This window comes from Mycobacteroides chelonae CCUG 47445 (assembly GCF_001632805.1).
GTDB lineage: Bacteria > Actinomycetota > Actinomycetes > Mycobacteriales > Mycobacteriaceae > Mycobacterium > Mycobacterium chelonae.
This window is the reverse complement of the sequence record NZ_CP007220.1, coordinates 4,224,625-4,239,209: the sequence shown is the minus strand read 5'-3', so window position 1 is coordinate 4,239,209 and position 14,585 is coordinate 4,224,625. Positions and strand designations below refer to the sequence as shown.

The 14,585-nt window shown below is 59.9% G+C and carries 15 protein-coding genes; 11 read left to right on the top strand and 4 right to left on the bottom strand.

The window, feature by feature from the left end; genetic code table 11:
* Nucleotides 1-26: 26 nt before the first annotated feature.
* Entirely contained in the window at nt 27-365 is a 339-nt protein-coding gene (locus BB28_RS20765; RefSeq protein ID WP_046254870.1) for a hemophore-related protein, read from the bottom strand.
* 135 nt (nt 366-500) lie between these two features.
* Nucleotides 501-1,367 carry a glucose-1-phosphate thymidylyltransferase RfbA gene (gene rfbA / locus BB28_RS20760; RefSeq protein WP_046254869.1) on the bottom strand — a complete coding sequence of 289 codons (867 nt, stop codon included), beginning with the start codon at nt 1,365-1,367 and terminating at the stop codon, nt 501-503.
* A 465-nt stretch (nt 1,368-1,832) separates the two neighbouring features.
* Here rfbA and BB28_RS20755 point away from each other — a divergent pair, with 465 nt between their 5' ends.
* The 8 genes from BB28_RS20755 to BB28_RS20720 all read left to right on the top strand — a co-directional run bounded on the left by BB28_RS20755 (nt 1,833) and on the right by BB28_RS20720 (nt 10,885).
* Nucleotides 1,833-3,092, top strand: a complete 1,260-nt coding sequence (locus tag BB28_RS20755) for a glycosyltransferase (protein ID WP_046254868.1) — start codon at nt 1,833-1,835, stop codon at nt 3,090-3,092.
* A 140-nt stretch (nt 3,093-3,232) separates the two neighbouring features.
* On the top strand, nt 3,233-4,306 hold the full coding sequence (locus tag BB28_RS20750) for an NAD-dependent epimerase/dehydratase family protein (protein WP_046256034.1): 1,074 nt from the start codon (nt 3,233-3,235) through the stop codon (nt 4,304-4,306).
* Between the two features lie 164 nt (nt 4,307-4,470).
* On the top strand, nt 4,471-5,598 hold the full coding sequence (locus tag BB28_RS20745) for an acyltransferase family protein (protein WP_046254867.1): 1,128 nt from the start codon (nt 4,471-4,473) through the stop codon (nt 5,596-5,598).
* 190 nt (nt 5,599-5,788) lie between these two features.
* Nucleotides 5,789-6,523, top strand: a complete 735-nt coding sequence (locus BB28_RS20740) for a class I SAM-dependent methyltransferase (protein ID WP_046254866.1) — start codon at nt 5,789-5,791, stop codon at nt 6,521-6,523.
* 219 nt (nt 6,524-6,742) lie between these two features.
* Nucleotides 6,743-7,543 (top strand): TylF/MycF/NovP-related O-methyltransferase, encoded by an 801-nt coding sequence (locus tag BB28_RS20735; RefSeq protein WP_030096374.1) that lies wholly within the window; start codon nt 6,743-6,745, stop codon nt 7,541-7,543.
* Between the two features lie 49 nt (nt 7,544-7,592).
* Nucleotides 7,593-8,861: a glycosyltransferase gene (locus BB28_RS20730; protein ID WP_046254865.1), complete on the top strand. Its 1,269-nt coding sequence runs from the start codon at nt 7,593-7,595 to the stop codon at nt 8,859-8,861.
* Nucleotides 8,858-9,982 carry an acyltransferase family protein gene (locus tag BB28_RS20725; RefSeq protein ID WP_046256033.1) on the top strand — a complete coding sequence of 375 codons (1,125 nt, stop codon included), beginning with the start codon at nt 8,858-8,860 and terminating at the stop codon, nt 9,980-9,982. The genes BB28_RS20730 and BB28_RS20725 overlap by 4 nt, the downstream gene beginning before the upstream one ends.
* A 114-nt stretch (nt 9,983-10,096) precedes the next feature.
* Nucleotides 10,097-10,885 carry a TylF/MycF/NovP-related O-methyltransferase gene (locus tag BB28_RS20720; protein ID WP_046254864.1) on the top strand — a complete coding sequence of 263 codons (789 nt, stop codon included), beginning with the start codon at nt 10,097-10,099 and terminating at the stop codon, nt 10,883-10,885.
* A gap of 3 nt (nt 10,886-10,888) precedes the next feature.
* Here BB28_RS20720 and BB28_RS20715 read toward each other — a convergent pair whose 3' ends face one another.
* Nucleotides 10,889-12,148 (bottom strand): glycosyltransferase, encoded by a 1,260-nt coding sequence (locus tag BB28_RS20715; protein WP_046254863.1) that lies wholly within the window; start codon nt 12,146-12,148, stop codon nt 10,889-10,891.
* Nucleotides 12,149-12,328: 180 nt separating this feature from the next.
* Between BB28_RS20715 and mtf2 the strand changes: the two genes are divergently transcribed.
* Nucleotides 12,329-13,108 (top strand): fatty-acid O-methyltransferase Mtf2, encoded by a 780-nt coding sequence (gene mtf2 / locus BB28_RS20710; RefSeq protein WP_046256032.1) that lies wholly within the window; start codon nt 12,329-12,331, stop codon nt 13,106-13,108.
* Nucleotides 13,109-13,169: 61 nt separating this feature from the next.
* Nucleotides 13,170-13,415, top strand: a complete 246-nt coding sequence (locus BB28_RS20705; RefSeq protein WP_030096380.1) for a hypothetical protein — start codon at nt 13,170-13,172, stop codon at nt 13,413-13,415.
* Between the two features lies 1 nt (nt 13,416).
* On the opposite strand, the gene BB28_RS20700 is transcribed toward BB28_RS20705, so the two are convergent.
* The gene (locus BB28_RS20700; RefSeq protein ID WP_046254862.1) at nt 13,417-13,614 is read right to left on the bottom strand and encodes a hypothetical protein; all 198 of its coding nucleotides are present in this window, start codon (nt 13,612-13,614) and stop codon (nt 13,417-13,419) included.
* 736 nt (nt 13,615-14,350) lie between these two features.
* Between BB28_RS20700 and BB28_RS20695 the strand changes: the two genes are divergently transcribed.
* The gene (locus BB28_RS20695) at nt 14,351-14,581 is read left to right on the top strand and encodes an MbtH family protein (protein WP_005062145.1); all 231 of its coding nucleotides are present in this window, start codon (nt 14,351-14,353) and stop codon (nt 14,579-14,581) included.
* Nucleotides 14,582-14,585: the final 4 nt, after the last annotated feature.

Here is a 14,585-nt window from a genome sequence, read left to right as displayed (position 1 = left end):
TCGGCCCGGCCCTTGCGTATGAAGACTCAGTACTTGTGGCAGCTGCGCACCATCTGCTGGAAGACGGGGATAACGTACTCGATCCCCTGATTGCCCCTCACCTGGTTGATCATGGTGATCCGCTTGTCTTTCGGCGCACCGAGGAACTCTCGCATGAACTGCTGGTTGGGTGGCGACGCGTCGAAGTACTCCGCGGCCATCGGGTTCTCCGCGTGTAGTGCCGCGTTCGCCTGATCGTACGTACAGGTGCTATTCACCATCTCGTCTGTAACGGGGTCGGCAGATGCGAGCCCTGCGCCGGCGCTCAACGCCAGCGTGGCACCGCCTACCACCGCCGCAATCTTCGTCAATGACTTTTTGTTCATGTTCTCAATTGCCTCCTCGTACCGACCACATCAACTTTACGTATTCACGGGAACTCAAGGCCCAGGGTGTTCTCAGACCCATGACTATTTATACGTCTCACCGTCCATTGCGTTACCGACGACCAGAAGATCGGGTTATTTCCGCTGCAAGAGCTCAAGTAGGTAACTTCCGTATCCAGACTTGAGCAGCTCCTGAGCACGCGCAGCGAGCTGGTCGTCATTGATGAAACCTGCGCGCCACGCAATTTCTTCCGGTACGCCTATCTTCAGGCCCTGTCGGCGTTCGATGGTGCGCACGTAGTCGCTCGCGTCCAGCAGTGAATCGAAGGTGCCCGTATCCAGCCACGCGGTTCCACGCGGTAGCACTTCGACAGAAAGACGTCCCTGGTCCAGATAGGTCTGGTTGACCTCGGTGATCTCGTACTCACCCCGAGCCGACTTCTTCAGCGAGCGCGCGATCTCGATGACGTCGTTGTCATAGAAGTACAGACCGGGCACCGCATAGTGGGATTTGGGCGTCGCGGGCTTTTCTTCCAGGGACAATGGGACGCCCGCGGCGTCGAACTCCACCACGCCGTATGCCGACGGGTTGGCCACCCAGTACGCGAAAATGGCTCCACCGCTGATGTTCTCGAACCGGCGCAGACTCGTGCCCAACCCGGGCCCGTAGAAGACGTTGTCACCCAGGGCGAGCATCGCCGTGTCGGTGCCGATATGCGAGGCTCCGATCACGAACGCCTGCGCGAGGCCCTCGGGCTTGGGCTGGACCGCGTAGGTGAGGTTGATGCCGAATGCCGAGCCGTCTCCGAGGAGTCGCTCGAATGCCGGGGCGTCCGAGGGGGTGGTGATCACCAGAATGTCCCGAACCCCGGCCATGATCAGCGTGGAGAGCGGGTAGTAGACCAGCGGTTTGTCGTACACCGGTAGCAGCTGCTTGCTGACACCCGTCGTTATCGGATGCAGGCGCGTGCCCGAACCGCCCGCGAGAATGATGCCGCGCATGTGTGCTCCTACTCGACGACAATGCGAGTTCGGTTGCGGCGGGGACAATTTGTACGTTGTCGTGGCGCAACCCGTAGGTCACCCTATCGCGTATCTAGGTGGAATGCCGACGGAATCAAACGCCGGCAGTGGGCATGCAGGTCGCTTTGGTGAACGGTGTGTAGCGACAAAGTATGTCAAGGTGGATCCGGCGCGCCCGCAGTCGCATATGGATATCGTGCGATCTGCCGAACCTGGGCCGGCCGGTATTGCATTGCCGCATTCCCGCGCGACAGCGATTTCACGTGTGGCAGCCCGGGAAGCGGAATTCTTTCGGCTGTAGCTGAATTGATGTTCTGAAATTTGGAGACGGATGTATGCCCATCCTTGTGAGGCTATCCGGGAAGCACAAGATCGGTAATAATGACCGGCAACACCGACGGCCATTCTGCGAGTACCTAACATATCGGGGAGGTCGACACCGTCATGAAATTTGCCATGGCAAGTTATGGCACGCGCGGCGATATCGAACCTGCCGTTGCTGTCGGACGAGAACTGCAGCGCAGAGGCCATGAAGTGCGCATGGCGGTGCCGCCAGACTTGATCGGCTTCGCCGAGTCTGTCGGGCTCTCGGCAGTTCCCTACGGCGTCCAGGTGGGGCCCCAGCTTGATGAGTATCGCGACTTGTGGATGTCGTGGACCCGTCATTTTTGGAGGGTTCAGGATTTGGTCGCGTTGTGTCAGCAGGCACTGAAACTGGTCACCGAACAGTGGTCGGAAATGAGTAAGGCCCTTGTGTCGGTGGCCGAGGGGGCGGATCTTCTGTCGACCAGTGTGGGCTATGAGGAGCCGGCCGCCAATGTTGCCGAGTTCTACGGAATCCCACTGGTTGCCTTACACACCATGCCGTGGCGCCCCAATGGTCAGCTCTTTCCCGTCCTACCGCCGCCGGTGACCCGCACAGCGATGACCGCCTACGACTGGTTGACCTGGCGTGTGACCAAGAGGGCGGAGGATGCGCAACGGCGCGAGCTGGGATTGCCGAAGGCGACAAGCCCGTCGCCGCGTCGGATCGGGCAGCGTGGGTCGCTGGAAATCCAGGCCTACGACCGCATTTGCTTCCGCGGGCTGGCAGATGAGTGGGCGAAGTACGGCGAGCGCAGGCCTTTCGTGGGGGCGCTGACCATGGAGTTGACCACCGCGGCCGATGACGAGGTCATGTCCTGGATTGCCGCCGGTCCGCCGCCTATCTGTTTCGCTTCGGGAAGCATTCCGGTTGAATCTCCGGCGGAGACCGTCGAGATGATCGGTTCAGCATGCGCGGAATTGGGGGAGCGCGCGTTGGTATGCGCCGGCGCCACCGACTTCGGCGACGTACGGCCACCCGAGCACGTCAAGGTGGTCGGCGTGGTGAACTATGCGGCAGTCTTTCCGGTGAGTCGGGCGATTGTTCACCACGGTGGGTCGGGCACCACGGCTGCGAGCCTACGCGCCGGAGTGCCTACCTTGATCCTGTGGACCGTTGGTGATCAGCCATTCTGGGGAAATCAGCTCAAGCGCATGAAAGTGGGCGCCTCTCGGCGCTTTTCGACCACTTCCTGGGACACCTTGGTCTCAGACCTGCGGGAGATCCTCAGCCCGGACTATGCGGTTCGGGCTCGGGAGATCGCTCCGCACATGTCCAAGCCGTACGAGAGTGTCGGCAAGGCAGCCGACCTGTTGGAGGAGCGGGCTGCTCGTGTTTAGGTCAGTTGTCATCGTGGGTCAGTCCATGCGGGAAGAACCCCGCGCGATGTCATCTGGACCATCGATATCATTGACCTGGAACGCATTACCGGTGCGTGCCGGTTACCTGGCTGGTCCGTAAAGAACGGGAGGAATCGGCTTTGTCGACATCTGTACTCATCTCTGGTGGAGCGGGATTCATTGGATCCGCACTATCCAACCGCCTCGTGCAGGCGGGATACGACGTCGCGGTGATGGACGTCTTACATCCTCAGGTGCATGCCAGGGGCCGGGACATCGACCTCCCGCCATCGGTGCGGCTGTTCACGGGCGACGTGACCCATGCCCCTGACTGGGATGCCGTGCTGCGGTTGTTCGAACCCTCGCAGGTTGTCCATTTAGCTGCGGAGACGGGTACCGCGCAGTCGCTTTCGGAAGCGACGCGTCACGGCTCGGTCAATGTGGTGGGTACCACCCAACTCCTTGATGCCCTGAGCCGTGCGGCATTTGTGCCCGACCAGCTGGTACTTGCATCATCGCGCGCGGTGTATGGCGAAGGTGCCTGGCAGTCCGGTACGGAAGTCTTCTACCCGCGCCCGCGCAGCCATGCCCAGCTACTTGCCGGCCGGTGGGATCCGAAGGGTCCCACCGGTGAGTCTTCGGAGCCGCTCGCCAGCTGCGCCAGTAGGACCGAGCCCCGGCCCACCAATATCTATGCGGGCACAAAACTCGCCCAGGAACATCTGTTGGCTTCCTGGGCTGCCGCCCATGACACCAACCTCAGCGTTCTGCGTCTGCAGAATGTGTATGGGCCCGGCCAGTCACTGACAAACTCGTACACCGGAATCGTCACGCTCTTCGCGCGTCTGGCGCGCGAGAAGCAGTCCTTGGAGGTGTACGAGGATGGACGGATAGTTCGCGATTTCGTTTTTATCGACGATGTTGTCGATGCGCTCTTTGCCGCGGTACACACACCCGCAGTCGAGCGACGCACTCTCGACATCGGTTCTGGCACTGCGACAACCATTCATGAGTTGGCCCGTAAGGTCGCCGAAATCTGTGCGGCACCCGAACCCACCGTTGTCGGAAAGTTTCGGGATGGCGATGTGCGCGCCGCGAGTTGTGACGTCGAGCCGGCAATCGAGCAGCTCGCGTGGAGCCCGAAGTGGACGCTCGAGGACGGCCTGCACGCACTTCTGGAATGGATCGACAAGGACTGCCCGAATCGCTTTTGAGCAAATCGCCGCCCCGCTGTGATCTGGTGACGAGAAACCCTGTCGTGAACATGAATCATCAGTTGTGACAATGTTTTCCAACTACATGTGGAAACACCGGAAAGCCTGATCTCGAACTGAGATGACGATACGATGACGCTTCCGGCGAAGAGTGGTGGAGGCGCATGAAGCTCGGTTCTGTATTCGATCCGCGAAACAACGCGCTGAACGCATGTCGGCTCGCCCTGGCGACAGAGGTAATCCTTTTTCACTCGTTTCCGCTTACTGGTCACGTAGTGGAATCCAAGGCGATACTTCAACTGCTGTTTTCGGTAGGAGTTGACGGATTCTTTGCTCTTTCGGGATTTCTGATCACTGCTAGTTGGCTCCGTAATCCCAGCTCGCGCGACTACTTCATCGCGCGAGCCCTGCGCATCCTGCCCGGGTACTACGTGGTACTGGCGGTAACGGCGTTTGTCATCGCTCCGCTCAGCGTTGCGATCCAGGGCGGATCGGCCGCGAGGCTGCTGTTCTCCAGTGCGCCGATCGAATACATGTTGAAGAACAGCGCGCTGATTCAGCTCCAGTTCGACGTGGGTGGGACGCCGCGCGATATCCCGTATCCGGGAATCTGGAACGCGTCCCTGTGGTCGCTCGTATTCGAAGTGATGTGCTACATCGCCGTAGCGGGGCTGGGGCTACTGGGGCTCGCCAGCCGTCGCTGGACCGCACCGGTGATACTGATATTGGCAACGATTGCGGCCATTCTCCTGCCGCCGCTGACCTTCCCGGGGCTATGGACAATTCCGCAGCTCGCGGTGCGCAGTGCCATCATGTTTTCCGCCGGTGCACTGCTGTATCAGTGGCGAGATGTGATTCCGGCCCGGTGGTCGCTTGTGTCGGTGAGCGTGGTGATTGTGCTGGCATCGGGCATGCTGCCCGACTACCGCGTCATCGGTGCTCTTCCGCTTGCCTACGCCGTCGTCGTTTCGGGTGTCCTGATCAAGAACAAGCGCATGAACATCCAGACGGACCTGTCATACGGTGTCTATATCTATGCCTCGCCGACGCAGCAGTTCTTAGCTGTCGCGGGCCTTGCCAGCCTGAATCCGTTTGTTTTCTTTGTTGTTTCGGCGGGTGCAACGCTGGTGCCCGCCGCGTTCAGTTGGTTCCTGGTCGAGAAGCGTGCCCTCGCGCTCAAGTCGCGCCTTAAACGCAAGCATGCCGATCAGGCGGCGACGCGCGCGGGGCCTGCGGGTTCGGATAGCCCCGCGCCGCGAGAACGGGCACTATCGCCGCGCGAGGACAGTTAGCGCACAGGTGTCGCCATGGATATGTCGGTAGGCTGATTCGCATGGCATTTCGGGATTCTGAGAATGGGCGATGTTTTTCGAACATCAAAGGACAGCAAAGGATCTCGTGACCATGCCGCTCTTCCGTCTGGCACTGCAGGGCAAACCTCCGTTTGTTGCGCGACGTTATCCGTACGGGTCCCGCCGTCGAATGCTCGGTGCGCTGGGTCCGGACCTGGCCAGGACGGTCTCGATGCGCGCCGACGACTCGGCACCGGCGGATACCCCCATCGGGAGAATCTTCGAGAACACCGACAACGTCCACAAGCTGCGTCATTACCTGCCCATCTACCAGCGCGCTCTCACGGGGATCGAGCGAATGCTCGAGATCGGGGTGGACCGGGGCGGATCCCTACAGATGTGGCGGGAACACCTGCCACGGGCCACCATTGTGGGTCTGGACATCAGCCCCAAGTCTGCGCAGCACGACGACCCGGGGCGTGATATCCACGTGCGGATCGGTGACCAGACCGATCCGCACTTCCTCGGGACGGTGGTCGAGGAGTTCGGCCCGTTCGACGCCGTCCTCGATGATGGTGGCCACACCCCGAAGCAGATGATCGGGTCATTCAGGTATCTGTTTCCGCGCCTGCGGCCCGGCGGTGTCTATATCGTCGAGGATGTCTGTGCGAACTACTGGACGATCTATCGTGACCAGCGTCAATCGTTCATCGATTTCACCAAATGGCTGATGGACGCGATGCATGCTCATTATATGGAGATGAGCTCGGTCTACCAGATCATGGAGGACCATCCCAAGCGGCTTGAGACAGTCGAGGTGCCGTTCGCGGCCACCATCATCGACCGGATCGAGGTGTTCGACTCCGTAGTCGTGATTCACCGCGCAGAAGAGTCGAAGCGGCTACCCCGTGCCGTGTTCCGATGAGGCTGAATATTAATGAAGGGTGGCAGGATCTGCGATCGCCAGCGTGCCGCAGATATTTGGCGACATTCGTTCATAAGAATTCTTGACAGATTCTGCTGAAAATGCAGCCCCTACAAGGGGAGTAGCCCGGTCCGAAACGTGTCGACGGAGTCGCGCAGACGGCTATTGTTAGCGCTGGGACGGGACACCAGCATTTCGAGATAGGGGCAGTTCTTGACCGTGACCGATTACGACACTCGATCCGCTTATCTGGGTCTGCTTCGGCAGGACCTCACCAGATACGGAGTTGATGAACTTGTGCCAGTGGGTTGGAACTGGCTGCACCGCCCCTTTTTCAAATTTGGCGACTACGTGCTTGTGCGCAAGCGTCCGTTCGACGCGCACAAGCGCGACTTGGGCCTGGATTGGCCGGCGGATGCGCTGACGATGATCGGTATGCAGCGACTCACCAGCTTGCAGCAGTGCGTCGAGACGGTGCTTGCCGATGACGTGCCAGGCGACCTGGTCGAATGCGGTGTATGGCGCGGTGGTGCGTCCATCCTGATGCGCGGGGTTCTGGCCGCGTACGGGGATACCACGCGGAACGTGTGGCTTTGCGATTCGTTCGAGGGCGTACCTCCGCCGGACACCGCGCATTACAAGGCGGACAAGGGCGACAGGCTGCACCTTGCGGCACCCATCCTGGCGGTAACCGAAAAGAATGTCAGGGCCAATTTCCAGCGCTATGGATTGTTGGACGATCAGGTTCGATTTGTTCCAGGCTGGTTCAAAGACACGCTGCATGATGCCCCGATTCAACAAATCGCTGTATTGCGGCTTGATGGTGACCTCTATGAATCCACAATCCAGGCGCTCGACGGGCTTTACGAACGTTTGTCTCCCGGAGGCTTTTGCATCATCGACGACTACCATGCGCTCGACTCGTGCAAACAGGCCGTCACCGATTACCGCACGAAGCACGGGATAACCGCCGAGATCAAGGAAATTGACGGAACCGGCGTGTTCTGGCGTAAGGAATGACGGCGGCCCGACTCCGCTGAACCGCGATACCCGAAAGGCGTTAGAGGCGATGAAGTTTGTGCTGGCGAGCTACGGAACCCGGGGTGATATCGAGCCCTCCGTTGTCGTGGCTCGTGAGTTACAGCGCAGGGGACACGATGTGGTCATGGCTGTGCCGCCCGACCTGATCGGCTTCACGGAGTCGGCTGGTCTGGAGACTGTTTCCTACGGGTTGGATACGAAGACCTGGCTGGACGTTTATCGCAATTTCTGGACGTTCTTCTTCCACACCTTCTGGAAGGTGGGGGAGATTCGCACGATGTGGCGTCAGATGTGGGAGCTCAGCGACGAATGCTGGGCGCAGATGAACACCACGCTGATGTCCGCGGCCCAGGACGCCGATGTGTTGTTCGCGGGACAGAGTTACCAGGAGCCCGCTGCGAATGTCGCTGAATACCATGACATCCCATTGGTCACGCTTCATCACATCCCGATGCGGCCCAATGGTCAGCTTGTCACCATCCTGCCGTCCCGGTTGGGGCGTACGGCAATGACGGCGTTCGATTGGGTGGCCTGGCGTCTGAATAAGAAGGTGGAGGACACGCAGCGGCGTGAGCTCCGCTTACCGAAGGCCTCACGGCCGTCGCCTCAGCGAATCGCCGAGCGCGGCTCCCTGGAGATCCAGGGCTATGACGAGGTCTGTTTCCCCGGCCTGGCCGAAGAGTGGAAGGAATGGGATGGTTTGCGGCCGTTCGTCGGATCGCTGACCATGGCGTTGACCGCCGAGGCCGATAGCGACGTCGCCTCATGGATCGCTGCCGGGACGCCGCCAATTTTCTTCGGATTTGGCAGTATGCCGGTCGAATCCCCCACTGCCGCACTCGAAATGATCGGCTCGGCGTGTGCGGAGCTGGGAGAGCGGGCCTTGATAGGCGCGGGATGGACCGACTTCAGCGATGCGCAGCTTCCCGACCACGTGAAGGTCGTGGGAGCAGTCAACTATGCGACGGTCTTTCCGGCCTGCCGGGCGGTCGTGCATCACGGGGGTTCCGGCACAACCGCGGCAAGCCTGCGCGCCGGGGTCCCCACATTGATCTTGTCGATGGATGCCAATCAGACGCTTTGGGGTGGACAGATAAAGAAGCTGAAAGTGGGTACCACGCGGCGTTTTTCGACCACCACGCGAGAATCTCTGATTGCGGATCTGCGCCAGATTCTGGCACCGGACTACGTTGACCGGGCTCGCGAGCTCGCCAACGGAATGACCACACCGGGTGAGAGCGCGGAGGCCGCCGCTGATGCCATGGAGCAGTTCGCTCGCTCAAGGTGTTCCGCGTGAGTGGGCCGGAGGGGCCGAGGCCAGCGAGAAACTCGACGCTCGGCCAGGTATTCGACCCGAGAAACAATGCGCTCAACGCATGGCGGTTGATCCTGGCGGTCAGCGTCATCTTCTGGCACTCCTGGCCGCTGACCGGTCGAACGATCACCTATCGCCCATTCGAGCAACTCATCGAGCAGGTCGGCGTCGACGGCTTCTTTGCGATATCGGGCTTTCTCATCACCGCGAGTTGGCTGCGCAAACCCAAGCTTCGTGATTTCGCGATTGCCCGTGGCCTTCGCATCTTCCCGGGGCTGTGGGTGTGTCTACTGATCATCGCGTTCGTCATCGCCCCCATCAGTGTCCTCATCCAGGGCGGCTCGGTCTCGGCGTTGTTCTCGTCGCACAAGCCGGTCGAGTACGTCATCAATAATGGTCTGCTGAACGTGTACTACGCCGGTGTCGATGGCACCCCGCGCGGTGTCCCATGGCCGGGCGTATGGAACGGGTCAATCTGGACGCTTGTCTTCGAGATGATCTGCTACATCGCGGTGGCGGTGCTGGGCGTCGTCGGACTCCTGAAGCGGCGATGGGTTGTTCCCGCAGCCTTCGTGCTATTCCTTTGTGCCACGGCGTATCTCTCGTACCCGGTCTTCGCGGCGACTTCTATCGCGCAGATGGTGGCACGGTTCGCTGTCATGTTCGCGGCAGGAGCCCTGCTGAACCAGTACAAAGACGTCATTCCTGCGCGCTGGTCGCTCGTTGCGGTGAGCGTCGTGATCGTGCTGGCTTCCGGACTGTTGGAGAACTATCGGGATATCGCGGCTTTGCCGTTGGCGTATGCGGTCATCGTTTCGGGATCGCTCATTCACAATCCACGACTGAACCTGCGCAACGACCTGTCCTACGGTACGTACATCTATGCCTATCCCGTGCAACAGCTACTGGTCGTCATGGGACTGGGTAGTCTGAATCTGTTGCTGTTCTTCGCTATTGCCACTGCGGCCACCGTGCCGCTAGCGGCCTTCAGTTGGTTTGTGGTGGAAAAGCAAGCGATCTCGCTGAAGTCTCGACTGAACCGAAAACGTCCCGCAGAGGTAGACACCGCGCCAGCGGCGCCGGTGGAGCGCGATGCGGTGTGAGGGTCGGATACGGCATCGATCAGCTTGTGAGCCATAGCTATTCGACTTGATTGAATCGATTCGCCACGCGCTTTTCTCATCTCCAACCTGACGGCGGATGCTATCGTTTCCGCTGTGGCAGATGAGCTAACGCTCCGTACCCGTATTTGGCTGTGGGCGGTTCGCAAGGAATATTGGCTTGCGCGCACGCTCCTGCCCAACGTCTATTCGAACGATGCGCTGATTTGTTTCAACAATCACGCATTCCTCGATGATCCGGCGTTCCAGCGCGCATATCAGCGCGGTGTCCGCGCGCTCGGTGGCACCGACTGGTATCAGTGGCATTGGCGCGTTCACGTCGGGCTGTGGGCGGCTGCCAGCGCGAGCAAGGTGAAGGGCGACTTCGTCGAATGTGGCGTCAGCTACGGCTTTTTAAGCAGCGCCATCATGGAGTACCTCGATTGGGATCGACTGGGGAAGACCTTTTATCTCCTCGACACCTTCGCCGGACTCGACCCGCGCTTCGTCAGCGCGGGTGAACGCGACTCGGGGGCGCTCGAGAAGAGCGAGGAACTCGTACGGAACGGCATGTACGTGAGTTCCGTGGACAGCGTCAAGGCGAACTTTGCGCAGTGGAAGAACCAGCGCGTCATCGCTGGTGCAGTTCCTGAAACGCTTGAGGAAGTTCACGCCGATGCGGTGGCGTTCCTGCATATCGACATGAACTGCGCACCACCCGAAGTCGCGACACTGCGATACTTCTGGCCGCGACTTTCACCGGGAGCATTTGTGCTCCTGGACGACTACGCGAACCGCGGTCGCGACGAGCAGCGTATTGCCATGGATGAGGTGGCGCGCGAGTTGGGCGTATACATCGTGGCCTTGCCCACCGGCCAGGGTCTGATTATCAAACCACCGCAGTAGGGGTCATTTCTTACTTGCCTTACCGCGGGCGGCGGCCTCGAAGAGATCTGCGGCCTTGGAGACGCTATCCTCAGGGCTTGTCATTCGCGTGGCCAACTCGCGGGCGGCTGCCGCGTACTCGGGCGCCAGGATACGACGCAGATCAGCCACCAGTGTTTTTCGATTGGTCGCCGAGAACCGGCGAGCAGCACCGACTTTCAGCCTGCCGAGCTGGTTTCCCCAGTACGGCTGATCGGCTGTGCTCCACAGAATCAGGGTCGGGGTGCCGGCTCGCAGGCTGGCGGCCGTGGTGCCCGAACCTCCGTGATGAACAACAGCTCGGCTGGCGGCGAAGACGGCAGAGTAGTTGACGGCGCCCACGACCTTGACATGGTCGGGCTGGAGGATGTCACCGAAATTGGTACCGCCAGCGCAGACCAGCGCCCGCTCACCCAGTTCCGCACATGCAGAACCGATCATCTCGATGGTGTCGGCCGGTGATTCGAGCGGAATGCTGCCGGTGGCGAAGCAGATCGGCGGTTTCCCCGCGGCGATCCAGGATGCCACCTCATGGTCGGCCGCGGTAGATAACCCCATCGTGAGGGCTCCGACGAAAGGCCGCTTGCCATTCCATTTCGCCCACTCATTGGCCAGCCCGGGAACAGAGACCGCGTCATAGGCTTGTATTTCGATGGCTGCGCTGCGGGCGATCCGGCGTGGCGAGGGGCCGGTGGCCCTGGGTAAGCCGAGCTCGCGTCGCTGCGTGTCCTCGGCGTTCTTCGTGGCGCGCCACAGCAGCCATTCGGAGAGCATGCCGCCCGATCGTACGAGCGGTGCCGGAAGCATCGGAAGCAGTTGACCGTTGGGACGCATCGGGAAGTGGTGCAGCATCATCAGGGGGATGCCGAAATACTCGGCCACGTTGGCGGCCGATTGCTCGAAGTTGAGTCCCGTCGACAACAGATCAGCTCCGTCTGTCACCGCGGCGAGCGTCGCGCTGGTGTCGCTCCAGTATCGGGCAATAGGCGCCCACAGCTCACGCAGCGTACCGACGGGGTTGCGTACCAACTGAGTCCAGAAATTCCGGAGGAACTCGTCCTGTAGGAAATCCTGTAGTTCCGGGCCGTAGGGAACCGCGGCCAGTCCAGCCGACTCCGCGAAGGTAACGAGGTCGGGGGGAACTGCCACGCAGACGTCGTGTCCTCTGCGGGTCAGCTCGCATCCGACGCTGACGGAGGGCTCGACGTCGCCGCGAGTGCCGTAGCACGCCAGCGCAAACTTCATTCCGTTCCTGGCCCTTCAGTCGTTGTCGCGTTGGTGGACCGAATAACTGGGTCATTATCTCTGGTTCTCCAACTGTCGCAAGGCAGTTCGGAGTTCGATAAGCCAGCCTGAAACTCAGAACTCTGCCATAATTCGCCTATGGTGCGCAGTCATCCGGTTCGGAAGTCGCGAGATTGGGTCATCTTCAAGCTGAACGCTCAGTTCACTCAGGCGGTGCAGAAGTTCATCTACCGGCATGCCACCCGTAAGCTCGAAACAGAGAACGTCGTGTTCCTCAATTACGGCTACGAAGAGGATCCGGCGATGGATGTCCCGTTGTCGGCGTCCGATGAGCCCGATCGGTATTCCATCCAGCTCTACCACAGCACCGCTACCCAGACCGAGCTCGACGGTAGGCGGGTGCTGGAGGTCGGTTGTGGCCACGGCGGCGGAGCTTCCTACCTCGTACGCACATTGCATCCGACGTCCTATACGGGACTGGATCTCAATCCAGACGGGATCGAGTTCTGTCGCAAACGGCACAATCTTCCGGGCCTGGAGTTCACGCACGGAGATGCGCAGAACCTGCCATTTACCGATCAGTCCTTCGATGCGGTGATCAATATCGAGTCGTCGCATCTATATCCCCAATTTCCGGTGTTTCTCGCCGAGGTGGCGCGTGTGCTCCGCCCGGGCGGACATTTTCTTTACGCAGACGCGCGCAGTGCTCAGGATGTCGCTGGGTGGAAGGTGGCACTCGCGAACGCGCCGCTACGGATGGTGTCCGAGCGGGGGATCAATGTCGAGGTCCGGCGCGGGATGGAGAAGAACTTGGAGCGCTGGCGGTACGTGATCGATCGCGCCACGCCCAGACTCTTGCGCGGGATGGTTCGCAGGTTTGCGCCGGCCCAGCGTGCCTACGAGGACCTACGGAGCGGGGGAGCTGTGGAGTATCGGATGTACAGCTTCACCAAGGCATAGGCAGTACGGCAGATTCGTCTTCCGACAAGGATTTTCATCGTCGAGTGGGTATAGTCGAAGCATGAACGTCGTCGAGTCGATAGAGCGCGGTCTGGACTGGCTCGCGACGCCCAGGCAGTTACCCGGGCGCCTGGAGATGGAGACTCGGCGGGGGAAGCGCCTGGAGCTGGAGGTCGTTTCCGTCGCGATCCGGCTGCCGATCCTCAACGGTGCCGTTGTGCGGCTACCGGTGTTCGTCATGCTGATGCCGGCCGGATCCTCGCCCATCGAGGGAACGCAAGCCCGTCCCGAGCACCTTGACGACTGAACTATTTCGGTAGCAGGCCCACCATGGGCCGGGCCTTCACGGTCCGCATGAAAATATCGCCTTCGCGGGCGCTCTCATCGTTGGTCAAAGCGGTCTCACGGGCCGCTTCCGCACACTTTTGACGATGTGCGACGAGGAACGCTGTGAGGATGCTGTGCTCGGTGTAATCGGTGCGGGTATGGATGATCTTTGCGGCCACAGGATATTTCTGGAGGTGCGCGCATAACAATGTTTTTCGTGGAATTTGTTGTGGCGCCGACAGGAGCCGCTGAGGTGGCCAAACCGCCATGGATATCTTCGGTATTTCTTATAGACGAGAACTTAATTCGTAGTGGTTTGTCACCACATTTACTTCCAGGTACCCGATACTCCGTCACATTCTGTTGCTAGGACGGCTTCTGTCCCATCAGTTCTCGGCTGAATCAGAATTCAGGTCGCGGCGAGTTCATTCGATACGCACCCGGTTGTAACACTCTTGGTGCAGCGCGCAATGTAACGGAATGGCCCGACCTGTTACCTGAACTCGAAAAACATCCAAATATTGAGCTGTGGGCTACTTCTTCAAGTTACTTGATTAAGACACGCAGCAAGCCTCAATATTAGGTAACGTGTGTCTCCAGTTCTAGTATCATACTTTGCTGGACGATGGGCCAACCGATGGTGACTTGATTGCTCTCGCCGACGGCCTCACGCTCGCCTCACGTGGCGTGCTCAGACTTGGTATACTCATATGCGCGTTCATCGCAACAACTAGAGACCTATCTAACCATACTTGACCTGGATAAATACATTCATACCGATATTGTGGCTAATTAGTTGCGGTAGTAAGCAACGATGTGTCAAAGTTGCGAAGATTAGAACTTTGTGAAACCCGCTACGCCGCTATAAATTCAGCCGTATGTTTGCGATGTCCACCGAAGCAACCTGGAGAAAGCGTGAGCATCAATCCATTCGATGATGACAAGGGAAGCTTTTTCGTCTTGGTCAACGACGAGGAGCAGCACAGCCTATGGCCGGCTTTCGCTGACGTGCCTGATGGCTGGCGGGTTGTATTCGGTGAAGCGGACCGTGCCGCCTGCCTGGAGTACATCGAACAAAACTGGACCGATATCCGGCCGAAGAGCCTGCGCGAGAGATTGGCGCAGGGTGGGGGTCTTGGGCGCTGAACCT

Bases quoted from the DNA above. Each gene is read 5' to 3' on its own strand.
- BB28_RS20745 (WP_046254867.1), top strand. From the start codon at position 4,471: ATGAAGCTCGGTTCTGTATTCGATCCGCGAAACAACGCGCTGAACGCA.
- BB28_RS20755 (WP_046254868.1), top strand. From the start codon at position 1,833: ATGAAATTTGCCATGGCAAGTTATGGCACGCGCGGCGATATCGAACCT.
- rfbA (WP_046254869.1), bottom strand. From the start codon at position 1,367: ATGCGCGGCATCATTCTCGCGGGCGGTTCGGGCACGCGCCTGCATCCG.
- BB28_RS20730 (WP_046254865.1), top strand. From the start codon at position 7,593: ATGAAGTTTGTGCTGGCGAGCTACGGAACCCGGGGTGATATCGAGCCC.
- BB28_RS20765 (WP_046254870.1), bottom strand. From the start codon at position 365: ATGAACAAAAAGTCATTGACGAAGATTGCGGCGGTGGTAGGCGGTGCC.
- BB28_RS20740 (WP_046254866.1), top strand. From the start codon at position 5,789: ATGCTCGGTGCGCTGGGTCCGGACCTGGCCAGGACGGTCTCGATGCGC.
- BB28_RS20705 (WP_030096380.1), top strand. From the start codon at position 13,170: ATGAACGTCGTCGAGTCGATAGAGCGCGGTCTGGACTGGCTCGCGACG.
- BB28_RS20715 (WP_046254863.1), bottom strand. From the start codon at position 12,148: ATGAAGTTTGCGCTGGCGTGCTACGGCACTCGCGGCGACGTCGAGCCC.